Source organism: Vibrio sp. 1401, assembly GCF_033340295.1.
This window is the reverse complement of sequence record NZ_JAWOWF010000038.1, coordinates 1-25,575: the sequence shown is the minus strand read 5'-3', so window position 1 is coordinate 25,575 and position 25,575 is coordinate 1. Positions and strand designations below refer to the sequence as shown.

Genomic DNA, 25,575 nt, shown 5'->3' with positions numbered 1-25,575 from the left:
TATTAGCATCCAAATAAGAGTTAATATCTCTTATGTGCTAAATTTTTGACCTAAGAGTACAAGGGTTTGCCGTTACACAGCCTCAACCAATCAGGGATTCTCCGGTGAAGTTCATAAAGCGTTTATTATTTTTAACATTGATTTGCATAATTCTTGGAGTCACCACAATATTTGGCTTCTATCAGTACGTGAAGCCTGAATTGCCAGATGTTGCAACTCTAAAAGACGTTGAATTACAAACACCTATGAAGGTGTTTAGTCAAGACGGGAAGCTGATCGCACAGTTCGGTGAAAAGCGTCGTATTCCTGTTACTTATGACGAAATTCCTCAAGACTTAATTCACGCGCTCATCGCAACCGAAGATAGTCGTTTCTATGAGCATCCTGGTATCGACCCTATCGGCATCACTCGTGCAGCGGTTGTTGTTGCGGTTTCAGGCTCGGCTAAACAGGGTGCAAGTACGATTACGCAACAGCTAGCTCGTAACTTCTTCTTATCTAATGAGAAGAAGATCATGCGTAAGATTAAAGAGATTTTTATTGCTATCCATATTGAGCAGCTTTTAAGTAAGCAAGAAATCATGGAGCTTTATGTCAATAAAATCTTCCTTGGTTACCGCTCATATGGCTTTGGTGCTGCCGCTCAAGTGTATTTTGGCAAGAGCCTTGATGAATTGACGTTAAGTGAGATTGCAACACTCGCTGGTATGCCAAAAGCGCCATCAACCATGAACCCAATTTACTCTCTTGAGCGCGCAACAAAACGCCGTAACGTTGTATTAATGCGAATGCTTGATGAGAAATACATTACACAAGAGCAGTATGACGAAGCACGCAATGAGCCTATTGTGGCGCGTTATCATAGCGCTGAGATTGAGCTTTCCGCACCTTACGTAGCAGAGTTGGCTCGTGCATGGGCAGTAAAAGAATACGGTGAAGAAGAAGCTTATACCTCTGGCTTGAATATCTACATGACTGTGGATTCTAAACTGCAAGATGCTGCAAATACGTCTGCGGTAAATAACCTCTTGTCATACGATGAACGTCATGGCTACCGTGGTGCAGAAAGTGTGCTTTGGAAAGAAGGGGAAGCGGCCTGGGACAATGAGCAAATAGAAAAGCACCTGAAGAAACAGCCAACTTATGGTGACCTTTACCCTGCGGTTGTGACGAAAGTCGATGATAAGACGGCACAAGTATGGGTTAAGAACCATGAAGAGCAAACCATCCCTTGGACTGGAATGCACTGGGCGCGTAAGTACATTACTGATAACCGCCAAGGCTCAACACCAAAGTCAGCGCATGATGTGCTAGCGACAGGTCAACAAGTTTGGGTTCGCGAAGTAAGTGAAACCGATGAAAATGACAACACAACACTGAGCTGGAAACTGAGCCAAGTGCCGACAGCAAACACCGCGTTTGTTGCGATGAACCCAGAAAATGGCGCGATATTGTCGCTGGTTGGTGGTTTCAACTTTGTTCACAGCAAGTTTAACCGTGCAACCATGTCAGTGCGTCAGGTTGGTTCAAGTATCAAGCCTTTCATCTACTCGGCAGCAATTGACAAAGGGCTGACTCTAGCCACTTTGATTAACGATGCGCCGATCAACAAGTGGGATGCAGGTTCTGGTTCAGCTTGGCGACCAAAAAACTCACCACCGACTTATGGTGGTCCAACGCGTCTTCGCCTCGGCTTAGCTCAATCAAAAAACGTCATGGCAGTGCGTACACTCCGTGAAGTTGGCCTCGAGGAGACACGTCAGTACCTTACTCGTTTCGGTTTTGATATTAACCAAGTACCGCGCTCAGAGACCATCGCACTCGGAGCTGGCAGCTTAACACCAATGAAAGTGGCACAAGGTTACTCTGTGTTTGCGAACGGTGGTTATTACGTTGAACCATTCTATGTAGAACGCGTGGAAGATGCATTCGGTGAAGTACTGTTTAAAGCCAATCCAAAGAGTGTTTGTCATAAGGATTGTCCACAAATGAGCGAGCAGCCAGAAAATCGCTACGCTGATGAATTTGGCGAACAAGACGTCGCAATTGACGGCCTTGCAACAGACAATGCCCTTGAAAATGATGAACCTCAATATGCACCGCAAGTTATCTCTGAACAGAATGCATTCTTAATGCGTGAGATGATGTACAGCAACATTTGGGGTGGCGGTAACTGGCGTGAAGGCACAGGTTGGAATGGTACAGGCTGGCGCGCGCAAAAACTTGGTCGTCGTGATATCGGGGGTAAAACGGGTACAACGAATGATTCCAAGGATGCTTGGTACAATGGCTATGGACCTGGTGTCGTTGCGATAGCTTGGGTTGGCTTTGATGATCACTCACGTGCACTTGGCCGCACCACTGTTAACAGCAACCTAGGGCAAGGCCAAATTTCTGGTGCCGAGTCGGGTGCGAAAACCGCAGAGCCTGCTTGGATTGACTTCATGCGTGTTGCGCTAGAAGGGACGCCGGAGCAAGGTAAAAATATTCCAGAGGATATTATTCGAGTTCGTATTGATCGCAACAGCGGTATGCTAACGCACAAGGTAGATAGCACATCAATGTTCGAATACTTTGAAAAAGGCACGGAGCCTACCGAATACGCTGGCGACCGTTTAGAAGATAGTATTTATTCTTCAGGCTCTGGCGCAGAAGAACTGTTCTAAATCACAAAAGCACAAGGGAGAGCATCAAGCTCTCCCTTTTTTATGTCTGCTTCTTATGCTGCAGCATTCAATGATGGATAAGAAGCCAACACCTCTTTAATCTTCGCTGCTAAAGCTTCAAACCTAGCTCGTAATGGTGAGCCCGGACGGTATACGAGAACGATATTACGCGAGGGGGTTGGGTTAACAGCTGGTACGTAGCATACGCCATCTTTTTGCTTCTCATTAGGGATAGAAAGCTGAGGCAATAACGTAATCCCCGCACCGGCAGCAACCATGTTGCGTAACGTCTCCAAGCTGGTGGCTTTAAAACGCTCATCGTCTTTTGCACCAGCGGCAAAACAAAAACCTAACGCTTGATCTCGCAGACAGTGGCCGTCTCCCAACGCTAAAACGGTTTTACCATTCAGCTCCAACATATCAACATGGTCGAGAGAGGCCCACTCGTGGTCACATGGCACTGCGACACTTAATGGCTCTTGATACACTTCGATCTCTTTAAATGGCGCAGTTTCATCAACCGAAGCTAAAACTAAGCAATCTAGTTTACCTTCTTCCAATTGACGCACTAATTGATGTGTCTGAGCTTCGTGCAGAAATAGCTCCAGCTCAGGAAATGCTTCTTTTATCTGCGGCAGAATTTTGGGTAATAGATAAGGCCCAACCGTCGGGATGAAACCAATATGCATCGGTCCAGTCATGGCTCCGCTTTGACCGCTTGCCATATCTCTGAAGGTTTTCACTTCACTTAAGATGCGTTTAGCCTGCTCCACCAGCTGTAACCCTGAATCGGTAAACAAAACACGTCGGCTGCTTCGCTCTAAAAGCGTGGTCCCGAGTTCATCCTCTAGTTTACGAATTTGCCCACTCAGTGTTGGCTGACTAACAAAACATGCCTCTGCCGCTTTGCGAAAGTGCTTATGTTCCGCAAGTGCAACTAAGTACTCAAAATCTCGAATATTCATAATTCACGCTTCGCTTCTTTAACAATAGCTAATACCTATCAAAACCATAACACCAAACGATTAGAGCTATCAAAGGATTTTTACAATAATGGGCTCAACAAAACGAAACAGAGCGACGAAAAACGCTAAGCTCTATACGCATAATTTAAAATAGTTAAAGGAAATCATTATGTTTGTATCTAAAGAAGGTCAACAAGTCCCTCAAGTTACTTTTCCAGTTCGTCAAGGTGACTCTTGGGTGAATGTAACGACCGATGAGCTATTTAAAGGTAAGACCGTTATCGTATTTAGCTTACCGGGTGCATTTACTCCAACCTGTTCATCAAGCCATCTACCTCGTTACAACGAATTGTTCCCTGTATTTAAAGAGCACGGAGTGGATGAGATTATTTGTGTCTCGGTCAATGATACGTTCGTGATGAATGCATGGAAACAAGACCAAGAAGCAGAAAACATTACCTTCATCCCGGATGGTAATGGTGAATTCACCGATGGCATGGGTATGTTAGTGGATAAAAACGACATCGGCTTTGGCAAACGTTCATGGCGTTACAGTATGCTAGTAAAAGATGGCGTAGTGGAAAAAATGTTCATTGAGCCAAACGAACCAGGCGACCCATTCAAGGTGTCAGACGCAGATACGATGCTGAACTACATAGCGCCTGACTACAAAACGCAAGAATCCATCACTGTGTTCACTAAACCAGGCTGCCCTTTCTGTATGAAAGCGAAACAAAATCTGATTGACCACGGTCTTCAATATGAAGAAGTGATTCTGGGTAAAGACGCAACAACAGTTAGTCTACGAGCTATATCTGGTCGCACGACTGTTCCACAAGTCTTTATCGGTGGCAAGCACATCGGCGGTAGCGAAGAGCTAGAAGCGTATCTAGGCTAAGCTGTCCATAGCCTACACCCTCGGTCTCCGGTGCCTTTTGGCTCGGAGGCCAACCCTAAACCACTTCTTCTACTAGTCTAGATAAGTAGTCATCTACCAATAAGGTGACTACTTATCCAGATTCAACTATCCAATTCACTCTCCAAGCTCAATGTAGCTAGCTTGGCTTAAAACAAAAGCGAGAGTTCACGATGAAACAAGTTAATGTCGACGTAGCGGTTATTGGTGGCGGGACGGCTGGTCTTGGTGCTTATCGAGCAGCAAAAGCTCATACCAACAGCGTGGTAATGATTGAGGGCGGTCCCTACGGAACAACCTGTGCTCGTGTCGGATGCATGCCGTCTAAGCTGTTAATTGCGGCAGCAGAAAGTGTTCATCAAATCGAAAAAGCACCTGGATTTGGGATACACCCGCAAGGTGAAGTACGAATTAACGGACGAGAAGTGATGGATCGTGTAAAGCGCGAACGCGATCGTTTTGTTGGCTTTGTGCTTGAAAGTGTCGATGATATTCCCGCTGAAGACAAACTATCGGGCTACGCGAAGTTTGCCGATGACCACACTCTCATCATAGATGATCATACTCAGGTCACCGCACAGCGCATTGTTATTGCGACAGGATCTCGTCCAGCATATCCGGCAGCTTGGAATGAACTGGGTGATCGCCTAGTGATTAACGATGATGTATTTGACTGGGATGACTTACCAGAGTCCGTGGCAGTATTTGGCCCAGGAGTCATCGGCCTTGAATTGGGTCAGGCTTTACACCGCCTAGGAGTAAACGTGAAGCTCTTTGGCATTGGAGGACAAGTGGGCCCACTGACAGACCCAGAGGTGATGGCGTATGCAGATAAAGCCTTTAAGGAAGAGTTCTACCTTGATGCAGATGTAAAAGTCGAAAGCATGAAACGCATTGCTTCGTCAGACAATGACGGCGAAGACAAGGTCGAAATCCAATTCATCAACCATGATGGCGAATTAGAAACTTTCGTTGTCGATTACGTATTGGCTGCAACGGGTCGTCGTCCAAACGTAGATAAGCTGACGATCGAGAACACCAATGTGGCGCTCGATGAACGTGGCGTACCAACGGCGGATCACTATACATTGCAAACTTCGGTAGAGAGCATCTTCATCGCAGGTGATGCAAGTAACCAAATTCCACTGCTGCACGAAGCCGCTGACCAAGGCCGTATTGCTGGAGACAACGCAGGCCGTTTCCCAGATATTCGTGCGGGTCTGCGTCGCTCACCAATTTCAGCCGTGTTCTCCGACCCTCAAATTGCTATGGTTGGCGAAACATATAAACAACTAGAAACACGTCTAGGCACATGTGGATGTTTCGCAACCGGTGAAGTCTCGTTTGAAAATCAAGGACGTTCGCGCGTCATGCTTCGTAATAAAGGCATTCTGCATGTCTACGGAGAGCAAGGCACTGGACGTTTTTTAGGTGCAGAAATGATGGGCCCGAATGCAGAGCATCTTGCTCACCTTTTAGCATGGGCGCACCAAAATAGGATGACGATTTCTGAGATGTTAGATATGCCCTTCTATCACCCAGTGATTGAAGAAGGCGTCCGCACCGCTCTACGTGATTTGAATGCAAAACTACACTTAGGGCCAGAAATGGTGAAACATTGTCTTGACTGCGGCCCTGGCTGCTAACGCTTTCAGGCTTCTATCTAAATATAAAGCAAAGCCTCGTCATCAACGAGGCTTTGCTTTACTACTTCGGCGCAATGAAATCTCTCTTACGCTGCCATCATTGCATAGCGGCTGACCATACAAATCGCGACAACACCGATCATAAAGAACCCACCAGCGATACTCAGCGCAAGTTTCAACTCTGTCGACATCATTATATTTCCTGTTAAAGACTGACAGAGCACCATACATCAATTACGTGCCACAAAGCTTTTACAAAGCTAACTTTCCATTTTTGGTTGTGTCATAGCGCTCTAAGTCCGGTACAAGAAACGCTTTCCACCATATAGTTAGATATATAATCTGAAGCAACACTAATGGTTTGGAAAACACTATGACTTGTCGCCGCTGCGAAGAACATTGGTTTTGGAAAAAACTTGGACGTTGCCAACGATGCTTGGATCAATTGACGGTACTTTCTGTACTGTGTTGGATTGTATGGTGGTTTACGCTCAAAGATGATCCACAAAGCATCGAGTCGATCGCTTTGATCTTTGCCGGCTTCGCTTTCAACGTTTTGTTGTTTTTACACTTATGGATGCGTTTTGTCATCTTGCCTTGGCAGCGTCGACGGGGACAAAAAAAGACGAATAAAAAAGAGAAAAGTGACAGATAGAAAAAAGCCCCAAAACCAATGTCAGTTCTGGGGCTCTCTTAGATTCTTCTAAGAAAAAGCAGTGGTACTTTAATAGACCGGGCTTCCTCTCAAAGGTTCCAAATTTTTTCGATTTTTTTAGCGAATACTGATGTAAGTAAGCAGGAAAATGACTATGTCATTGAATGCTAATAAAATCACTCCACAACTTCAGTTCATGCCACATGCGTTTTTTGGATCACTTGCTCCATTAAATTGATCTCAAGCGCTACCTCATCACATGCATGTTGACGTGGGCACTGATCGCAATCTTTCAGAACTTTCTCCGGCAGTAATGACTTCGATGTCGGTAAAAAGCTTTGCTTCATAAAGAACTCAGGCGTTCGCGTTAGAACAAAGACTTTCTTGATCGCCATCTGGCGCGCTTTCTCAACCAAATAGTTCACAATCGCACTGCCCTGCCCTTGGCCTTGCCAGCCCGCTTCGATACCAAGAGAGCGTATTTCAGCCAACCCTGAGTCATACACATATAGAGAAGCGCAACCCGTCACTTCACCATGATGCTCAGCCACCGCGAAAGAGCCAATATCTCTCACGAGCTCATTACGAGAGCGCGGAAGATTCTCACCAAGGTTCGCCCAGTAAGCAACCATACCTTCCAACGTTTCAATGTCCGTCAAACGTGCAGGACGCACTTTCACCGCCGAGCTGTCACGCTGGCTCAGGCGCTTATCCGCTTGTTCTACCGCGTAAGCGACCTGGTGAGGCGAAACACCACCCAAAGCACAACGCTTTTCCAAACACGAATCGATAGTCAGGATGTCATACACATCCGCTTCAATGACCTCTGAGAAGGCTTTTAACTCTTCGATAGACAGTTCTTCTAGCGCACAACCTTTAGCAATAGCACCAACGACCGCGACACCGACGATGTGGTGAGCTTCACGGAATGGGATGCCTTTCGCCACTAGGTAATCAGCTAACTCCGTCGAGTTTGCGTAACCTTGTTTCGCCGCTTCTAGTGTGCGCTCGCCATTCACTTTAATACCGTCAAAACACAGAGCTGCCATTTCCATGCAGTCGTTCCATGTATCTAAAGCGTCAAACAACCCTTCTTTATCTTCCTGCATGTCTTTGTTGTACGCCAATGGCAAGGCTTTAACTGTCATCATCATGCTCGATAATGCGCCATAGACACGCCCTGTCTTACCACGGATCAACTCAAGTGCATCTGGGTTTTTCTTCTGTGGCATTAATGACGAACCAGATGTCACCGTATCCGCTAACTCAATGAAGTTTGACTCGCCTGAATTGTAGAAGATCATATCTTCTGCAAGACGAGAAAGGTGAAGCATAGAAATCGACGCCACCGACATCAGTTCCATCACATGATCACGATCTGAAACCGAATCGAGTGAATTACGCGTAGCACGGTGGAAACCGAGATTATGTGCTAATTGTTCGCGATCAATCGGATAAGCCGTTCCCGCTAAAGCACCCGAGCCAAGTGGACAAGTGTCGAGACGCTGTAAGGCATCATTCAGACGAGAGTAGTCACGCTCGAACATTTCAACATAAGCCAAGCACCAGTGAGCAAAGGTTACAGGTTGAGCACGCTGAAGATGAGTATAGCCTGGCAATACGGTGCCTTGGTGCTGTTTAGCAACGTGGACCATTTGTGCTTGTAGGCGATCTAAAGCAATCAATAATTGCTGACCTTGCTGACGACACCAAAGTTTCAAGTCTGTGGCGACTTGGTCATTCCGAGAACGCCCAGTGTGGAGTTTTTTACCTAAATCTCCCACTTTACTGATTAGCTGCTGTTCAACCCAAGAGTGGATATCTTCTGCATCAGAGCGAAGAATTTGGTGAGGGTCTTCCATCACTTCTAACTTCAGCTCATTTAAAGCAAGTTCCAGTTTTTGCTGTTCTTCTGCCGATAGCACATCAACAGAAAGCAGAGCTTTAGACCATGCGATTGAACCTACGATGTCTTGCTCAGCCAATCGGTAGTCAAAACGCAACGAATCATTGAACTCTTTAAATCTGGTGTCTGCCGCTTGGGTAAATCTTCCGCCCCATAATGCCATTGCGTCTCTCCTGATGACTATTGCTTACTCTAACGTTCTCGAATGAGTAGTAACCAATTTGATGGTCATTTGCTCACTTTTTCTTATGGGTCAACGTTACGGCAATTTCGATAAAAAATAAAGTATAAATTCAATATTTTTACATATATATTCAAGCCAAATTTAGATACCCGCTTTTAGAAACCAAAAGACCCGCCTATAAATGGCGGGTCTTTATTCAATCCGAGATGGATGTTAAGGGATTATTTCTTCTGGCTGTTCAATGCACGAATACGGCTTGATAGCGAGTAAAGACGGATAAACCCACCTGCATGGCTTTGGTCGTAAACTTCATCTTCACCAAAAGTCGCGAACTCTTCTGAATACAAGCTGTTGTCAGAACGTTTTTGCGTCACTGTCGCTTGACCTTTGTAGAGCTTAACAACCACTTCACCGTTAACGTCTTGCGCTAGCTCTTCTGAAGCGGCAAGGATCGATTTACATAGTGGCGTAAACCAACGGCCATCGTATACAAGGTGAGACGCTTTTAGACCTAGCTCCTCACGGAATTCGAATGATGATTTGTCTAGCACAAGCTGCTCTACAGCACGCAGCGCTTCCATCATGATGGTGCCTCCCGGTGTTTCATAACAACCACGAGACTTCATCCCAACAAGACGGTTTTCCACGATATCGATACGGCCAACACCGTGCTTAGCGCCCTTCTCGTTTAGGTAAACCAGTGCGTTGTATGGTGTCATCACTTCACCATCAACTTCGACCACTTCACCTTTTTCTACTTTCAGCGTGACGTATTCCGCTTCATTTGGCGCTTGCTCTGGGTCGACAGTCCACACCCAGCAGTCTTCGTTTGGTGCGTTCCACGTATCTTCTAAAACGCCGCCTTCCGTCGAAATGTGCCATGCGTTTGCATCACGTGAATAGATCTTAGTAAGAGACGCAGAGCAAGGAATATTACGCTCAGCTAGGTAATCCAAACACTCTTCACGGCTCACTAGGTCCCACTCACGCCAAGGTGCAATCACTTGTAAGTCCGGTGCTAGTGCTGCGAATGCGCCTTCAAAACGTACTTGGTCGTTACCTTTACCTGTACAGCCATGACACAGAGCGTCCGCGCCCACTTTACGTGCCACTTCAACCTGCGCTTTGGCAATGATTGGACGCGCCATTGATGTACCTAGCAGGTACTTACCTTCGTAGTACGCGCCGGTTTTTAGCGTTGGGTAAATGTAGTCTGCGACCATTTCTTCTTTCAAGTCAGCGATGTAGCACTCAGAAGCACCAGAGGCTTTTGCTTTAGCTTCAATGCCTTCTAGCTCTTCGGCACCTTGACCAACATCGGCAACGAAAGCCACTACTTCACAGTCGTAGTTCTCTTTTAGCCACGGGATAATTACTGAAGTATCTAGACCGCCTGAGTATGCGACTACCACTTTATTTACGTTCACTTTGCTCATGTTTTTTCTCCAAACTTAACTGGCGCTGCGCTCGGCGGTCAGTGCCAACTGCGACTTCCTAATATTGAATTCTTTTGCTGATGCTTATTGAGGCAAGAATTGAGTACCAATACTTTCACCAGCGAATAACTGTGCTAATTTTTCTGGGTAACGCCAGGTCGCGACTTCAATTGGACGGCCAAGATCATTGGCGGCCTCCAAAGCAGCTTTAACTTTGACGATCATGCCATCGGTGATCACATGTCCATCGATCAACGAGTTAGCTTGCTGCTCTGACAGGGTTTTGATCAAATGGCCTTTTCCATCTAATACACCACTCACGTCTGATAACAGGACTAACTCCGCATCTAATGCGCCCGCAACCGCGACTGCTGCTTGATCAGCATTCACATTCATCATCTGGCCATCTTTGGTTAAACCAATTGAACTGATGATCGGCAGTGCACCTGTGTTTAGCACCGCTTGTAATAGTGCTGAGTCACCCGGTGATGCTTTGCCTACCGCGCCGAGTTCTGGGTCAAGTTCTTCAACAAGACACAAACCACCATCCGCAAGGCTAAGGCCCACAGCGTTAAGACCGTCCGCAATCGCTTGACCTTGAAGTAACTTATTCGCAGTGCCTGCAAGCGCGCCTGCAATCACAGGAATTTGATCGTAAGGCGTTACGCGTAAACCGTTTTTCTTAACGGTTTCAAGCTGAAGCTTTGCCATCAACTCATCAACTAGGTAGCCACCGCCATGAACGATGGCGATTTGTCGCTGTGCCGATTTTTGGTAAGCCGCAATGGCACCAAAAAGTTGGCTTAAGGTTTGAGTGCATGATAGAGCTGCACCACCTAGCTTAATGACTAAAGGAGCTTGATTGGTTTGCGTCATCGCATTTCCCTCTTTCAACGACTACAGCAACGCTGTCAGTTCTGGGTAACCGTAATGAATATTGAGACATTGCATCGCTTGACTCGATGCACCTTTAAGTAGGTTGTCGATAGCTGAAATCACAATGATGTGTTCGCCTTGTACCTTCCAGCCGATATCACAGAAAGGGGTATTTTCGACATCCTGAATACGTGGAATACCGTCGCCTTTAAGACGCACCGCAGGCTTGCCTTGATAAGCTTGTTCAAACGCCTGTGCCACTTGTGCTTCTGTCACACCTTGCGCAAGCTTCATGGTGATAGTGGCAAGAATGCCGCGTTTAAAGTTACCGAGGTGCGGAGTAAAAATCACATCGCAACCCAAGTGCTGAGCAATCTCTGGCTGGTGACGATGGTTAAATACACCATAAGGTTGCAAGCTCACTTCACAGAAGCTGTTAACCATGGAGGCTTTACGCCCTGCACCTGATACACCACTGGTTGCGTTGATCACTGGCCATTGGTTGGTATCGAGCAACGCATGTTCTAATAAAGGTTTGATTGCAAGCTGAGAAGCGGTTGGGTAGCAACCTGCTACTGCAATCAAAGGAGTGGTTTTTATTGATTCTTGGTTCCACTCTGCTAAGCCGTATGCTGCTTTATCTAGCCAGTTGTTATGTTGATGTTCGAAGCCATAAAAAGTGTCGTAAAAGCCTTCACTTTTCACACGGAATGCACCCGATAAATCGAATACCTGACAGCCTGCCTCCAAGAAAGTTGGGGCTAAATCATGGCTGACTTCGTGAGCCGTTGCCAAAAACACCACGTCCGATTCTTGAGCGATTTGCAGTGGATCCGTTAGTGGTAAAACTGGCATATCAATGATGCCCGCTAGCTTACCGTGCAGCTGCGCGATGCTCTTTCCCGCATCAACACTGTTGGCGGAAACGTATAAACCTGATAGCGTGAGTTGTGGGTGTTTATTAACCATTAACGCTAACTCTGCGCCGGTGTAACCGCTGGCTCCAATAATCGTGGTTTTTAGCATTGTGTAACATCCATATACTTAAAGGCTCAAATGACTATTCATATTTAATTTTTGCTTTATTTTGATTCTTTATTCATTAAATATGATTTAATATGTGTTTTACATTTTTGTGGTCTGTCTGTCAACAGGAGATTTGAAGAATCCATGCAATTACCAACTTTTCTAGAGGTCTATGAAGGACTCATCAGCACCTCTTCTATCAGCTCCACGGATCCGAGCTGGGATCAGGGCAATGCAAAAGTCATCGAAAAACTCGCATCTTGGTTTAAAGATCTGGGTTTTAGCGTTGAAGTGATCGAAGTCGAGCCAGGCAAGCACAATATGATCGCACGTATGGGTGAGGGTGAAGGTGGCCTTTTACTTGCTGGCCATAGCGATACCGTGCCATTCGATCAAGGGCGATGGAATTTTGATCCGCATAAACTGACGGAAAAAGACAACCGCTTCTACGGTTTAGGCACAGCAGACATGAAAGGCTTTTTCGCCTTTATTTATGAAGCAGTGAAGAAAGTCGATTGGAGCAAGCAGAGCAAACCACTTTACGTATTAGCCACTTGTGACGAAGAGACCACCATGCTGGGCGCGCGACATTTCACAGCAAACGCCCCATTTAAGCCGGATTACTGCATCATTGGTGAACCCACCAGCCTTGTGCCAATTCGAGGTCATAAAGGGCATGTGGCAAATGCCATTCGCGTAACAGGCAAGTCCGGTCACTCATCGGACCCAGCGCTTGGCGTTAACGCTATTGAGATCATGCATGAAGTCATGTTCGCCATGATGCAACTGCGTGACAAATTGATTAAAGAATATCACCATCCGGGTTTTGCCATTCCAAGCCCTACCCTAAACCTTGGACACATTCACGGTGGTGACAGCGCTAACCGTATTTGTGGTTGCTGTGAGCTGCATTACGACGTGCGTCCTCTTCCTGGCATTAGCCTTGATGGTTTAGAGAACATGTTGCGCGGAGCATTAAAAGAAGTCGAAGCGAAATGGCCAGGGAGACTGGAGATTATTCCATTGCATGAGCCTATTCCGGGTTACGAATGCCAACATGACCACCCATTTATTGGTGGTGTTGAAGAGATTTGCCAAACTAGTTCAGAAACCGTGAACTACTGTACTGAAGCACCATTTCTACAGCAGTTGTGTCCAACCTTGGTGCTCGGCCCTGGGTCAATCGACCAAGCCCATCAACCGGATGAGTTTCTATCCTTCGACTTTATCGACCCCACAATTGATGTGCTTTCAAAGGCGATGGTCAAGTACTGCTGTTAATACGCGTTTAAGCTCGAAAGTCTGTGCAGCTCGATTGAGCTGCATCTTTTTATCTTCACAATTTAGCGCTAGTCTTAACACTTATTTAACTTGTTATTTTGTAATTAATTTTCACTTCTTACTCTATGGCTGCCGTAAATTTGCTCTAAATCAGGAGACAGCGGAATAATTGCAAACTTAGTCTGCTTTATTTGACTATAACTGGTGCTTTTCGCTAGATTGGAGTCTTAACAAGGACAATGGATGTAGTTTTTTTACGAGGCAGGACGACAATGAACGAGAAATACGCCGCACTCAAAAGTAATGTGCGCATGTTAGGCCACTTATTGGGTAACACCATTCGCGATGCCCATGGCGAAGAAATCTTCGAGAAAGTGGAAACCATTCGTAAATTATCCAAATCAGCTCAAGCAGGGAATCAAGCAGACAGGGACAGCTTGATCGAAGAAATCAAACATCTACCTGATGAGCAGCTAACGCCCGTTACTCGCGCGTTTAACCAATTTCTAAACCTCACCAATATCGCTGAGCAATACCACACGATTTCACGCCATTGTGAAGAGCACATTTGCGAACCAGACGCGATTAACTCGCTGTTTTCTAAACTGGTACAAAACGATGTGAGCAAACTGGACACTGCCCAAGCGGTTCGTGATCTAAATATTGAATTGGTATTGACGGCTCACCCAACAGAAATTACGCGCCGCACGATGATCAACAAACTGGTCAAGATAAACGAGTGCTTATCAAAGTTGGAGCTAAGCGATCTTTCTTCTAAAGAGCGCAGAAAAACCGAACGCCGCCTAGAGCAACTGATTGCCCAAGGCTGGCATTCAGACGTGATTCGACAACAACGCCCAACTCCGTTGGATGAAGCAAAATGGGGCTTTGCGGTCGTTGAAAACTCGCTATGGGAAGCAGTACCGGACTTCCTACGTGAGATGAATGACCGTCTAAAATCTTACCTTGGAGAAGGTTTACCCATTGATGCTCGCCCAGTGCACTTCTCCTCTTGGATGGGCGGTGACCGTGACGGTAACCCGTTTGTTACTCACAACGTTACGCGTGAAGTCTTACTATTGTCTCGTTGGAAAGCCGCCGATCTTTATCTCAATGACATCAACGAGTTGATCAGCGAGCTGTCTATGACAGTTTCAAACGATCAAGTCCGTGAACTTGCTGGCGAAGATCAGCACGAACCATACCGTGCGATCCTGAAGCAATTACGCACTCTGCTCAATGAAACCAAAGATATTCTCGATGCTAAGATCCACGGTCAAAAACTGGCCGTTAAAGCCCCACTGCAAAAAGTCGAGCAACTTTGGGAACCGCTATATGCCTGCTACCAGTCACTAAACGAATGTGGCATGGGTGTAATAGCCAACGGCTCACTACTGGATACACTACGCCGCGTAAAAGCATTTGGTATCCATCTTGTACGTCTTGATATCCGCCAAGAGAGCACGCGTCACTCAAACGTCTTGTCTGAACTAACTCGCTACTTAGGTATTGGTGATTACGAACAATGGAGTGAGCAAGATAAGATTGCTTTTCTAACTAACGAGCTGGCATCTAAACGTCCGCTTCTCCCTCGTGATTGGGAACCGTCTGAACCCGTCAAAGAGGTTTTGGATACCTGTAAGATTGTTGCAGCACAACCGCGTGAAGCGTTTGGCGCTTACGTTATTTCAATGGCACGTACCGCTTCTGATGTACTAGCCGTTCATCTACTGCTACAAGAAGCAGGTTGCCCTTACCGCATGGATGTGTGTCCTCTGTTCGAAACGCTAGACGATTTGAACAACGCAGAATCGGTCATCAAGCAGCTTATGGGGATTGACCTTTACCGTGGTTTTATCCAAAACCACCAGATGGTCATGATTGGTTACTCTGACTCAGCGAAAGATGCAGGTGTTATGTCTGCTGGTTGGGCTCAGTATCATGCGATGGAATCGTTAGTTAAAGTGGCTGAAGAAGAAGGCGTTGAGCTAACTCTATTCCATGGTCGTGGGGGCACAGTCGGTCGCGGTGGCGCACCTGCGCATGCTGCGCTTTTGTCGCAACCACCAAAAAGCTTGAAAGGCGGTTTACGTGTAACAGAGCAAGGCGAAATGATCCGCTTTAAACTGGGACTCCCAGATGTCGCAGTAAACAGCTTTAACCTATATGCAAGTGCGATTCTGGAAGCCAACTTGTTACCGCCACCGGAGCCAAAACAAGAATGGCGCGACTTGATGGAAGTGCTATCAGAAGTAAGCTGTGAGTCTTACCGAAATGTGGTTCGTGGCGAGCCAGATTTCGTGCCTTACTTCCGCCAAGCAACACCAGAACTCGAACTCGGCAAGTTGCCACTTGGTTCTCGTCCTGCAAAACGCAACCCTAAGGGCGGAGTAGAAAGCTTACGTGCAATCCCGTGGATCTTCTCATGGAGTCAAAACCGTTTGGTACTTCCTGCATGGCTAGGCGCAGGTGAAGCGATTCAATACTCGATCGATAAAGGCCACCAAGCATTGCTCGAAGAGATGTGCCGCGAATGGCCATTTTTCTCAACTCGTCTCGGCATGCTGGAAATGGTGTACTCTAAGTGTAATATTGATATCTCTCGCTACTACGATGAGCGATTGGTGGATGAGTCGCTCCGTCCACTCGGTGAAAAGCTTCGTGCTCAGCTTCAAGAAGACATCAAAGCGGTACTGAATGTAGAGAACAATGAAAACTTGATGCAGCATGACCCTTGGGGACTCGAGTCTATTCGCTTACGCAATATCTACGTTGAGCCATTGAATATGCTACAAGCAGAGCTGCTATACCGCACGCGTCAAACCGAAGAAGCTTCTGCAAACTTGGAAGAAGCGTTGATGGTGACGATTGCTGGTATTGCTGCAGGTATGCGCAACACAGGCTAATCGTTTCATTTTTAATAGAAAGCTGGGCAAATGCTCAGCTTTTTTTTATCACAGGATAATCGCACCAAAACAAAGGCAGTTAAATATACCACTAGAGACCCAAAAAATACCAAAATAAAAGAATAAAAAACCACAAGTTAACACTATTGATTATTATGTTAGTTTTTTAGGGTAATTTTGTCCTACTATTCCACTTCATGCTTATTATTTATATACTACTTGCCTGCTGAGAGCTCATAAATCCAATCATACCTGCTCCAGCCTTGATGGGACTCCCCATCTCTCTAGGTGATAAACGGCTTTAAGGTGACAGGACCAACATTGTTGGTGCTACTTATACATTAAAAAACTCAAGTGCCAGTAAGAGCGCAGCTGAAAGTATAAGTAGCTTGTTTACAAGTTTATTGACCATTTGGATTGAAGACATGTCATTACCACACGTAATCTTAACTGTTCTTAGCACTCGCGACGCAACCGGTTACGATATCACTAAAGAATTCTCTGCTAGCATCGGTTACTTCTGGAAAGCAAGCCACCAACAGGTGTACCGTGAACTCAACAAAATGGCTGAGAAAGAACTGGTTACTTGCGTATTAGAACCCCAAGAAGGCAAACCAGACCGCAAGGTTTACTCCATTACAGACGCTGGTCGCAGCGCTTTAGGAGAGTGGTTTGATCAACCAACTGCACACCCAACAGTTCGTGATGAGTTTTCAGCGAAATTGATGGCATGTGCCGTTCAACCAGCGGCTCCATTCCGTGACCAACTCGCCGAGCTAGTTGAAGAGTCTCGCAAACTGGTTTCTCACTACAAAGAAATTGAAGCGGCTTACTACGCAACGCCGTCAACTTTAGATAAACAAGCTCGCCTAGAACGTCTAACGCTTCGCCGTAACCTACTGTTACGTGAAACTTGGATCACTTGGGCAGAAGAAGTTCTAACTGAACTTGAAGTGATTGGTTAAACTCCTTTTGCTTTGATAAAACGAAAAAGGCTTGCCACTTGGCAAGCCTTTTATCTTTTTGAAACTAGGTTTACGCACCGACTACTGCGCGAGGACGAACACCCAACGTATGGCATAACGCGTAAGTCATCTCTGCACGGTTTAGTGTGTAGAAGTGAAAATCCTTAACCCCTTCACGACTCAGTACACGCACCATATCAATAGCTTGGCTAGCTCCTACAAGCTGGCGAGTCACCGGATCATCATCCAAGCCATCGAATTGTTTGCTCATCCATCCTGGTACTTTCACATTGTTCTGTGCCGCAAAGCGAGAAGCTTGCTTAAAGTTCGATACAGGCAAAATTCCTGGCACAATTTCTACGTCAATTCCTGCTGCGACACAACGGTCACGGAATCGCAGGTAAGACTCAACGTCAAAAAAGAACTGAGTAATAGCACGGTTTGCACCTGCATCTACCTTACGTTTTAGGTTCAATAAGTCAGACTGAGCGCTTTTAGCTTCAGGGTGAACCTCAGGGAATGCAGCAACGGAGATATCGAAATCGTGGCGTGATTTCAGCAGCTCAACCAAATCCGAGGCATACATATCAGGCGCACCGCCACCTGGAGGAATATCACCACGCAAAGCGACGATATTTTCAATACCATTGTTCCAATAATCATCGGCAATATTAATCAACTCTTCACGAGTCGCATCAATACAAGTGAGATGGGGAGCGGCAACCAATCCGGTTGTTGCTTTAATTTCTTTAATGATGGAGTGTGTTCTGTCACGCTCGCCGGAGTTCGCACCGTAAGTCACAGAAACAAATTTAGGTTGAAGCGTTTTAAGACGGTGCACTGAATTCCAAAGTGTTTCTTCCATCTTAGCGCTGCTTGGCGGAAAAAACTCAAACGATACATTGATGTTATCTGATAACTCAGCAATATTCTGGTTCAAGGCGTCGATATGGCCTGCGTGCGTATATCCCATCTTACTCTCCCTGCGGCACTCCGCCACGAAAACAAATCCTTAAAATCGACGTTTAGACGTCTATATGTCTACAGAATGTATTGAATACGATTTAATGTCAACCTTGTAATTATGAATTTTTCTCACGTTAATAATGAAGATAGTTCAAGTTTCTACTTGAGCATCATCTCACCATTTTGCACGGGTTATGACTTCAGTATGGCACTGATAGGGGAATAAAAAACCCTGGATTAATTCCAGGGTTTTAGGTCAATCGCAACTTTAAAATAAACCAGCCAATCGGTTGAGGTCGGATTGAATAGCGCCAGCTGTCACTTCTCTGCCTGCGCCTGGTCCTCGAATGACCAGAGGGTTATCTTTGTACCACTTGCTCTCTATGGCAAAAATGTTATCGCATGGCAATAAGTTGGCGAGCGCGTGCTCACGAGATAACGCTTCGACTCCCACCGTTGCTTTACCATTTTTTTCTAAACGCGCCACATAGCGAAGCACTTGATCGTTTCTCTGTGCTTTTGTCAGACGCTCTTGAAGTATTTCACTCAACAACGCTCCATTATCGAAGAAATCATCTAAGCTCAGTTCTCTTAATTCTTCTGGAACCAAAGACTCAACTTTAACGCTGTCTGGTTCTATATCTAGGCCCGACTCTCGAGCCAAGATGACTAACTTACGCATTACATCGGAGCCATCTAAATCAGAACGAGGGTCAGGTTCGGTTAACCCTTGCTGCCAAGCAAGATCGACTAAATCATTAAATGGCACAGAACCATCAAACTGTTGGAACAGCCATGATAGCGTCCCCGAGAAAATACCCGATAGAGCGACGATTTCATCCCCACTTTCACGAAGATCTCGCACGGTATGGTTTATCGGTAACCCAGCACCCACCGTTGCGTTGTATAGCCAATGACGACCAATTTTAGCGAATGCATCTTGAACCTGATGGTAGTACTGGCTATCTGCGGAACCGGCAACTTTGTTAGCGGAAATCAAATGAATGCCTTGCTGTGCGATTTCTACGTAGCGCTGAGCCAACTCTTTACTCGCGGTAACATCAAGCACGACGGCTTCATCGTAGCTTTTAAGCGCTCCCAAACGTGCCAGCCAATCCCCATTGTTTGCTATGCTTTCATCATCAAATCGTTCAGCAACACTCGCCGCCTCAATACCTTGCTCATCGAACCAATAGGTTTGGCTATCCACAACCGCGACAAGATCAAAGCTCATACCATGACGTTTTTCGAGCTCACTTTTTTGCGTCGCAAATAAATTTAACCAACTAGAACCAATATTACCCTTGCCACATAAAGCCACTGCCACGCGTTTTTGCGCTTGGAACAACTGGCTATGAATCGTTTGAACCAACGCCTCAGTATCAGTACGGCGCAAAACAGCGACTAGGCTCAGCCCTGAGTCTGTTTCAGAGATAAATTCTACCGGAGAGTGCTTTAGCTTCTGATAAAAGCCAAAGCAATGATTGGCGTTTTTCGTAACGCCTGCACCTACCGCAGCTAAGAGCGAGTAACCTTCTTTTAGCTTAATTTCAGCCTCTACCGCAAGCTCTTGCAAGTGTTTCAATGCACCACCGGCGATTTCTGCGGTGTAAGCCAAGCGTAGCGTGTGCTGATCGGATTGAGCTTCAAATGCCAGTGGCTCTAATTGCGCGCGCTGCAACGCTTGTAATACATCACTCTGTGTTTTTTCGAAGTCGTGCCCATGCATGAAAGACAACTGCACCAATAAAACATCATCCAGTGAAGTAATAATTTTAGCGCCACGACCAGATGCCAATACACGCTCAATACGAGTAGAACCCGACTCTGGCAGATAGCTACACTTGAGATTAAGGTCCATGGTACTTTGCGCCACAGGCTGAAGCGTACGACTGTGTAGCACTGGGGCAGCTAAGCGAGCAAGTTCACTGGCTTCATCCAATCGAAGTAACGGTAATAAACAAGCGTCAGACACCAAACGTGGATCGGCACTATAAACACCAGCAACATCACTCCAAATCGTGACAGTACTGACTTCAGCAAGCGCGCCTATGACCGTTGCAGAATAGTCAGAGCCGTTACGACCAAGTAGAATGGTTTCTCCTGCCTCGTTCTGAGCCATAAAGCCAGTAATTACCACACGTTTATGGTTATGCTGCGCGAGGATCTCTTTAATTAAAGGGTATGAACGAGCGCGATCAACCTCTGGTTGAGTTCCCGCTTCTGCACGTAAAAACGCTCGTGCATCTTGTGCAACCGCAGGGATAGAACGTTGAGATAATAACGCGGCCAATAGGCGAGCAGACCATACTTCTCCGTGTCCCAGTACCGCAGCTTTTTGCGCATTAGTGAGTGGTGCAGTCAGCTCCGAGAGAGTACTGAACTCATCATGTAATAAAGCTAACAGCTCTTCTTTTGCTTCACTCTCCAACAAGCTTTCTATTAGCTCAGTTTGGAACTGTCTTAAGCTTTGAAGCGCTTCATGCGCAATTCGGCCATCTTTATTTAACCCTTCCAAAAACTCAATCAAGCGATTAGTGGTTTTTCCTGCAGCAGAGACGACCACAAGATCATTTTCTGTCGAATACTCTTTGAGAATACCCACAACGCGTAAGTAGCATTCTGGGTTTGCTAAGCTACTGCCACCAAACTTATGCAGCTGACGTTGTACAGTCATTGTTATCGTCTCCTATTACTGGGTAGCTTTAGCGAACGCTTGTTCTAAATCTGTGATGAGGTCTTGTGCATCTTCCAAACCGACAGACAAACGCAATAGTTGATGAGAGACCCCAGCCTCCGCCAGTGCCTCCTCACCCATTGCACGGTGAGTCATGGATGCCGGGTGGCAAATCAAACTTTCTACACCACCTAATGATTCAGCTAATGAAAACAGTTGGAGCTCTTTCACAAACACCTTTAACTGCTCAAACGAACCAGCAAACTCAAAACTCAACATAGAGCCAAAGCCCGTTTGCTGCTTTTTAGCAATGTCGTGACCTGGATGTTCCGGCAGGCTTGGATGATAGATAGTTTTAACTAACGCTTGTTTCTGTAGGTAAGCCAGTACCTGCTGTGAGCTCTCTTCATGTACTTTCATACGAGCACCAAGCGTACGAATACCTCGCAGTGTCATGTAACTATCGAAAGGTGTGCCCGTTGCACCAATACAATTGCCCCACCATGCAAGCTCTTCTGCATGCGCTTCTGTGTTGGTGATGATTACCCCACCAATTACGTCCGAATGACCGTTGATGTACTTTGTTGTGGAGTGGATAACAAAATCCGCACCTAGCTCTAAAGGTTTTTGGTACACGGGTGTCAAAAAGGTATTGTCCACCGCAACTAACGCGCCGACTTGTTTCGCTTTTTCACAAGTAGCTGCAATATCCACTACGCGAACCAGAGGGTTTGACGGAGTTTCTAGCAAAATGAGTTTTGGTTTTTGTGCCAATGCAGCATCTAAAGCCTGTTCGTCTGATTGATCGACAAACTGAACCTTAAAATCGCCTTTATTAGCTCGGGTATTAAAAAGACGATAGGTACCACCATAACAATCGTGAGGAGCAATAATGAGATCATCTGGGCCGAGAAAAGCGGAAACCCATAAATTTAATGCCGACGTACCGCAGTTAGTAACAACCGCTCCTTTTCCAGACTCGAGTTCAGATAGCGCACTTTCCAACAGTCCGCGGTTTGGATTACCAGATCGTGTGTAATCATACTTGGGCACTTCACCAAAAGCAGGAAAACCATAGTTAGTGGAAAGATAAATAGGTGGAACGACAGCATGATATTGGCTGTCTGATTCAATACCAGTGCGTACTGCAATGGTCGCAGGTTTGCGAGTGCTCATGGGTGTATCCTTTCACGGGTAATGACTTCTAAATAGGAATGCGCTATATCTAATGAGTAACATAAAGTGATCAACACGCTTCCTTTGCTGTTATGTTCACTTTACTCGTCAAAAAATGAGACGTCAACACTTCTAGACGTCTATATGTCTTTGCTTATGGCGGTAAATGCAGCTAAAATCAGCACCTAAATTATTTTTAACCGATTACATAAATGAAGGTGTGCAATGGCTGACTGGAATGGCGAATACATTAGCCCATATGCAGAGCACGGCAAAAAAAGCGAACAAGTAAAAAAAATTACCGTCTCTATCCCGCTAAAAGTTTTAAAGGTGCTAACTGATGAGCGTACTCGCCGTCAGATCAATAACTTACGCCATGCAACCAATAGCGAATTGCTATGCGAGGCATTTTTGCACGCGTACACAGGTCAGCCACTTCCGACAGATGAAGACCTTCGTAAAGACCGTCCTGATGATATTCCAACAGAAGTAAAAGCGCTGATGACGGAAATGGGCATCGAATTTGAGTCATTCGACGAAGAATAAAAAAGCCTGATAAGAGGTTTCAGGTAATAACTCTTGCCTCGAGCCAAATGAATGACATAAAAAATGGGACGCAATAGCGTCCCATTTTTGTGTATCACATCTGAAAGATATATTACTCTGCCATGTAGCTTTCAGGCATCTCGATACGAGCTACACCTGAATTAACCGCCGCCTGAGCAACCGCTTTTGCAACACGTGGTAGCAAACGTGAATCCATTGGTTTTGGAATAATATAGTCCGCACCAAACTCTAGCTTATCAACACCTGCAGCCTTCAATACGGCTTCAGGTACAGGCTCTTTTGCTAGCTCACGAATCGCCTCAACGGCTGCAAGTTTCATTTCATCATTGATTTCACTTGCACGCACATCAAGAGCACCGCGGAAAATGAATGGGAAACACAATACGTTGTTAACTTGGTTAGGATAATCACTACGGCCAGTACCCATGATCAAGTCATCACGAACTGCGTGAGCAAGTTCCGGCTTGATTTCAGGATCCGGGTTAGAACATGCGAATACGATTGGCTTATCTGCCATCAACTTCAACGCTTCCGCTGGCAATAGGTTTGGACCAGATACACCTAGGAACAGATCTGCACCTTCAATCACGTCTTCTAGTGTGCGCTTATCTGTATTGTTCGCAAATAGCTGCTTATATTCATTAAGATCATCACGACGAGTGTGAATCACACCTTTGCGATCTAGCATGTAGATTTTTTCGCGCATTGCGCCGCATTTGATCAGAAGCTCCATACACGCTACAGCGGCAGCGCCAGCGCCAAGACAAACAATTGTTGAATCTTCAAGTTTCTTACCTTGAAGTTCGATTGCATTCAGCATACCCGCTGCCGTTACAATAGCAGTACCATGTTGATCATCGTGGAATACTGGTACATCACAACGTTCAATCAGACGCTTTTCAATCTCAAAACAGTCTGGTGCTTTAATATCTTCAAGGTTGATACCGCCAAAAGTGTCTGCAATGCTCGCAACAGTATCAACAAATTCATCGATCGTGCGGTGCTTAACTTCAATATCAATAGAGTCAAGACCTGCAAAACGCTTAAACAGTAACGCTTTACCTTCCATCACTGGCTTAGATGCAAGTGGACCTAGGTTACCTAGACCTAGAATAGCGGTACCGTTAGAAATAACAGCAACCATGTTCCCTTTTGCAGTGTACTTGTACACGTTATCCGGGTTTTGTGCGATTTCACGCACTGGCTCTGCAACACCAGGGCTATATGCAAGGGCAAGATCACCCGCCGTTTCCGCAGGCTTTGTCAGTTCGACAGCAATCTTTCCTGGAGTTGGATAAGCATGGTAATCCAATGCTTTTTGGCGATGTTCTTCTTCTGGAGTGGCTGCTTGGTGGTTGTCTTCAGACATGGACGTTTCTCTTTTTTATTTTTAGGTAAGGGGGCATAAATTCTATCGGATAGAAATCAAACTTCATAGGCAAGATTGCGAGCAATATCCTTAAAAAGCCGATAATAAAAGAGATTAGACCAGATAACGGGGTTAAGCACCCGATTTTCGAGTCAGGTGCTCTTTCTTCTTACTATTATTGGAGTATGCAAAATTAGAAAGTATCGTTACTCTTCGTCCACGTATTGCGCTTGGAGATAATTCTCAATACCAGACATTTCAATCAAGCCAAGTTGCGTCTCTAGCCAATCAACATGTTCTTCTTCATCTTCAAGAATATCTTGGAAGAGATCTCGAGACACATAATCTCGAATGTCTTCAGCGTAGGCAATCGCATCTTTTAAATCTGGAATAGCCGCCATTTCAAGCTTTAAGTCACACTCGAGCATTTCCTTGGTATCTTCACCAATCATCAACTTACCTAAATCTTGTAGGTTCGGTAGGCCTTCAAGGAACAAAATACGCTCAATTAGATGATCGGCATGCTTCATCTCATCGATAGATTCGTGATATTCCTTGTCTGCTAGGTGCTTTAAGCCCCAGTCTTTATACATTCTGGCGTGAAGAAAATACTGATTAATAGCGACGAGCTCGTTACCGAGCACTTTATTGAGATGTTGAATGATGATTGGATCGCCTTTCATGACAAAACCCTCCTCTTTGGCTTCATTTAAATGTAGAAGCAAATGAGAAGGTGTCAAAATGTAAGGCAAATAATTACTGCATACTTACAGCAATTAGCTGGCTTGTTTAAATTCCGTGTAACTAGTTTCCGCTAAAATTTCCTTGGCCTGTCTGATGCACTTACCACATTGGCTGCCCAATGCCGTGCACTTTTTGATTCCTTTAATATCTGTTACGCCTTCATCTATCGCCAACTTCCTAATTTTTTTGTCGGAGACACCATGGCAAAGACAAACGTACATACTCAAAAAACCTATAAAACTAATCTGTGACAAACAATATAAACAAGAATAGTTCTTGTTACCAGTCGCATTATGGTGTCCGCTCAGAATATTTGGTTATAACGATTTTACCGCTGCAGGAAAAGATCAAAGGGTTAAGAGGGGTGAGTAAAAGCGTTAAGAAACAAAGCCGGTAAAACTCTGTTTTTAAATCGAAAAAGTGACGTCTTTTATTTCAACACTTATAACTAAATGTAATCTAGAAATGAAAAAGGGAAGCCTAAGCTTCCCTTTTCGATGCGCTTTCTTCAAAAAGAAGAACAGTGCAAGATTTCGTTTAATTCGTTATGAATTAGTCGAAGATCTTAGCTACAACACCAGCACCTACTGTACGGCCACCTTCACGGATCGCGAAACGTAGACCTTCGTCCATTGCGATTGGTGCGAT

At 45.5% G+C, this 25,575-nt stretch carries 19 protein-coding genes and 1 pseudogene; 8 read left to right on the top strand and 12 right to left on the bottom strand.

Annotated elements, in window-relative coordinates:
* Nucleotides 1-104 precede the first annotated feature (104 nt).
* A complete protein-coding gene (locus R7Z77_RS17530; RefSeq protein WP_213896545.1) occupies nt 105-2,666 on the top strand; it encodes a penicillin-binding protein 1A in 2,562 nt (853 codons plus the stop codon).
* 53 nt (nt 2,667-2,719) lie between these two features.
* Here the strand turns inward: R7Z77_RS17530 and oxyR are convergent, their stop codons facing one another.
* A complete protein-coding gene (oxyR, locus tag R7Z77_RS17525; RefSeq protein ID WP_005381326.1) occupies nt 2,720-3,631 on the bottom strand; it encodes a DNA-binding transcriptional regulator OxyR in 912 nt (303 codons plus the stop codon).
* 169 nt (nt 3,632-3,800) lie between these two features.
* Here oxyR and R7Z77_RS17520 point away from each other — a divergent pair, with 169 nt between their 5' ends.
* The 3 genes from R7Z77_RS17520 (at nt 3,801) to R7Z77_RS17510 (ending at nt 6,848) form a co-directional block, all read left to right on the top strand.
* Nucleotides 3,801-4,529, top strand: a complete 729-nt coding sequence (locus tag R7Z77_RS17520) for a redoxin family protein (protein ID WP_005382781.1) — start codon at nt 3,801-3,803, stop codon at nt 4,527-4,529.
* A 191-nt stretch (nt 4,530-4,720) separates the two neighbouring features.
* Nucleotides 4,721-6,193, top strand: a complete 1,473-nt coding sequence (locus R7Z77_RS17515; protein ID WP_005382783.1) for a dihydrolipoyl dehydrogenase — start codon at nt 4,721-4,723, stop codon at nt 6,191-6,193.
* Between the two features lie 373 nt (nt 6,194-6,566).
* A complete protein-coding gene (locus tag R7Z77_RS17510) occupies nt 6,567-6,848 on the top strand; it encodes a DUF3624 domain-containing protein (protein WP_017821737.1) in 282 nt (93 codons plus the stop codon).
* Nucleotides 6,849-7,042: 194 nt separating this feature from the next.
* Here the strand turns inward: R7Z77_RS17510 and argH are convergent, their stop codons facing one another.
* The 4 genes from argH to argC all read right to left on the bottom strand — a co-directional run bounded on the left by argH (nt 7,043) and on the right by argC (nt 12,276).
* The gene (gene argH, locus R7Z77_RS17505) at nt 7,043-8,917 is read right to left on the bottom strand and encodes an argininosuccinate lyase (RefSeq protein ID WP_005381331.1); all 1,875 of its coding nucleotides are present in this window, start codon (nt 8,915-8,917) and stop codon (nt 7,043-7,045) included.
* Between the two features lie 242 nt (nt 8,918-9,159).
* On the bottom strand, nt 9,160-10,374 hold the full coding sequence (locus tag R7Z77_RS17500; RefSeq protein ID WP_005381332.1) for an argininosuccinate synthase: 1,215 nt from the start codon (nt 10,372-10,374) through the stop codon (nt 9,160-9,162).
* Between the two features lie 84 nt (nt 10,375-10,458).
* Nucleotides 10,459-11,250, bottom strand: coding sequence for an acetylglutamate kinase (gene argB / locus R7Z77_RS17495; RefSeq protein WP_005381333.1), 792 nt, complete (start codon nt 11,248-11,250; stop codon nt 10,459-10,461).
* A gap of 21 nt (nt 11,251-11,271) precedes the next feature.
* Nucleotides 11,272-12,276, bottom strand: coding sequence for an N-acetyl-gamma-glutamyl-phosphate reductase (gene argC, locus R7Z77_RS17490; RefSeq protein ID WP_005382790.1), 1,005 nt, complete (start codon nt 12,274-12,276; stop codon nt 11,272-11,274).
* A 144-nt stretch (nt 12,277-12,420) separates the two neighbouring features.
* On the opposite strand from argC, the gene argE reads away from it, so the two are divergent.
* The 3 genes from argE (at nt 12,421) to R7Z77_RS17475 (ending at nt 17,428) form a co-directional block, all read left to right on the top strand.
* Nucleotides 12,421-13,557 carry an acetylornithine deacetylase gene (argE, locus tag R7Z77_RS17485; protein WP_005381335.1) on the top strand — a complete coding sequence of 379 codons (1,137 nt, stop codon included), beginning with the start codon at nt 12,421-12,423 and terminating at the stop codon, nt 13,555-13,557.
* A gap of 272 nt (nt 13,558-13,829) precedes the next feature.
* Entirely contained in the window at nt 13,830-16,463 is a 2,634-nt protein-coding gene (gene ppc / locus R7Z77_RS17480) for a phosphoenolpyruvate carboxylase (RefSeq protein ID WP_053307549.1), read from the top strand.
* Nucleotides 16,464-16,888: 425 nt separating this feature from the next.
* Nucleotides 16,889-17,428 (top strand): PadR family transcriptional regulator, encoded by a 540-nt coding sequence (locus tag R7Z77_RS17475; protein WP_005382791.1) that lies wholly within the window; start codon nt 16,889-16,891, stop codon nt 17,426-17,428.
* Between the two features lie 70 nt (nt 17,429-17,498).
* Here the strand turns inward: R7Z77_RS17475 and metF are convergent, their stop codons facing one another.
* From metF to R7Z77_RS17460, 3 genes are all read right to left on the bottom strand, one after another.
* Nucleotides 17,499-18,401: a methylenetetrahydrofolate reductase gene (metF, locus tag R7Z77_RS17470; protein ID WP_005381345.1), complete on the bottom strand. Its 903-nt coding sequence runs from the start codon at nt 18,399-18,401 to the stop codon at nt 17,499-17,501.
* A gap of 261 nt (nt 18,402-18,662) precedes the next feature.
* Nucleotides 18,663-21,071: a bifunctional aspartate kinase/homoserine dehydrogenase II gene (locus tag R7Z77_RS17465; protein WP_017633523.1), complete on the bottom strand. Its 2,409-nt coding sequence runs from the start codon at nt 21,069-21,071 to the stop codon at nt 18,663-18,665.
* Nucleotides 21,072-21,086: 15 nt separating this feature from the next.
* Nucleotides 21,087-22,247, bottom strand: a complete 1,161-nt coding sequence (locus R7Z77_RS17460) for an O-succinylhomoserine (thiol)-lyase (RefSeq protein ID WP_005381350.1) — start codon at nt 22,245-22,247, stop codon at nt 21,087-21,089.
* A gap of 225 nt (nt 22,248-22,472) precedes the next feature.
* Here R7Z77_RS17460 and metJ point away from each other — a divergent pair, with 225 nt between their 5' ends.
* Complete coding sequence (metJ, locus tag R7Z77_RS17455; protein WP_005381353.1) at nt 22,473-22,793, top strand: met regulon transcriptional regulator MetJ; 321 nt, start codon at nt 22,473-22,475, stop codon at nt 22,791-22,793.
* A gap of 112 nt (nt 22,794-22,905) precedes the next feature.
* Here metJ and R7Z77_RS17450 read toward each other — a convergent pair whose 3' ends face one another.
* The 4 genes and pseudogenes from R7Z77_RS17450 to R7Z77_RS17435 all read right to left on the bottom strand — a co-directional run.
* Nucleotides 22,906-24,183: a malic enzyme-like NAD(P)-binding protein gene (locus tag R7Z77_RS17450; protein WP_213896543.1), complete on the bottom strand. Its 1,278-nt coding sequence runs from the start codon at nt 24,181-24,183 to the stop codon at nt 22,906-22,908.
* Between the two features lie 206 nt (nt 24,184-24,389).
* Entirely contained in the window at nt 24,390-24,866 is a 477-nt protein-coding gene (gene bfr / locus R7Z77_RS17445) for a bacterioferritin (protein ID WP_005381359.1), read from the bottom strand.
* Between the two features lie 93 nt (nt 24,867-24,959).
* Complete coding sequence (locus R7Z77_RS17440) at nt 24,960-25,148, bottom strand: (2Fe-2S)-binding protein (protein ID WP_005381360.1); 189 nt, start codon at nt 25,146-25,148, stop codon at nt 24,960-24,962.
* Between the two features lie 331 nt (nt 25,149-25,479).
* Nucleotides 25,480-25,575, bottom strand: a pseudogene (locus R7Z77_RS17435) (elongation factor Tu); the annotation flags it as partial.

Coding starts and splice junctions, on each gene's coding strand:
- oxyR (WP_005381326.1), bottom strand. CDS start 3,631: ATGAATATTCGAGATTTTGAGTACTTAGTTGCACTTGCGGAACATAAG.
- R7Z77_RS17520 (WP_005382781.1), top strand. CDS start 3,801: ATGTTTGTATCTAAAGAAGGTCAACAAGTCCCTCAAGTTACTTTTCCA.
- R7Z77_RS17515 (WP_005382783.1), top strand. CDS start 4,721: ATGAAACAAGTTAATGTCGACGTAGCGGTTATTGGTGGCGGGACGGCT.
- R7Z77_RS17510 (WP_017821737.1), top strand. CDS start 6,567: ATGACTTGTCGCCGCTGCGAAGAACATTGGTTTTGGAAAAAACTTGGA.
- argH (WP_005381331.1), bottom strand. CDS start 8,917: ATGGCATTATGGGGCGGAAGATTTACCCAAGCGGCAGACACCAGATTT.
- R7Z77_RS17500 (WP_005381332.1), bottom strand. CDS start 10,374: ATGAGCAAAGTGAACGTAAATAAAGTGGTAGTCGCATACTCAGGCGGT.
- argB (WP_005381333.1), bottom strand. CDS start 11,250: ATGACGCAAACCAATCAAGCTCCTTTAGTCATTAAGCTAGGTGGTGCA.
- argC (WP_005382790.1), bottom strand. CDS start 12,276: ATGCTAAAAACCACGATTATTGGAGCCAGCGGTTACACCGGCGCAGAG.
- argE (WP_005381335.1), top strand. CDS start 12,421: ATGCAATTACCAACTTTTCTAGAGGTCTATGAAGGACTCATCAGCACC.
- ppc (WP_053307549.1), top strand. CDS start 13,830: ATGAACGAGAAATACGCCGCACTCAAAAGTAATGTGCGCATGTTAGGC.
- R7Z77_RS17475 (WP_005382791.1), top strand. CDS start 16,889: ATGTCATTACCACACGTAATCTTAACTGTTCTTAGCACTCGCGACGCA.
- metF (WP_005381345.1), bottom strand. CDS start 18,401: ATGGGATATACGCACGCAGGCCATATCGACGCCTTGAACCAGAATATT.
- R7Z77_RS17465 (WP_017633523.1), bottom strand. CDS start 21,071: ATGACTGTACAACGTCAGCTGCATAAGTTTGGTGGCAGTAGCTTAGCA.
- R7Z77_RS17460 (WP_005381350.1), bottom strand. CDS start 22,247: ATGAGCACTCGCAAACCTGCGACCATTGCAGTACGCACTGGTATTGAA.
- metJ (WP_005381353.1), top strand. CDS start 22,473: ATGGCTGACTGGAATGGCGAATACATTAGCCCATATGCAGAGCACGGC.
- R7Z77_RS17450 (WP_213896543.1), bottom strand. CDS start 24,183: ATGTCTGAAGACAACCACCAAGCAGCCACTCCAGAAGAAGAACATCGC.
- bfr (WP_005381359.1), bottom strand. CDS start 24,866: ATGAAAGGCGATCCAATCATCATTCAACATCTCAATAAAGTGCTCGGT.
- R7Z77_RS17440 (WP_005381360.1), bottom strand. CDS start 25,148: ATGTACGTTTGTCTTTGCCATGGTGTCTCCGACAAAAAAATTAGGAAG.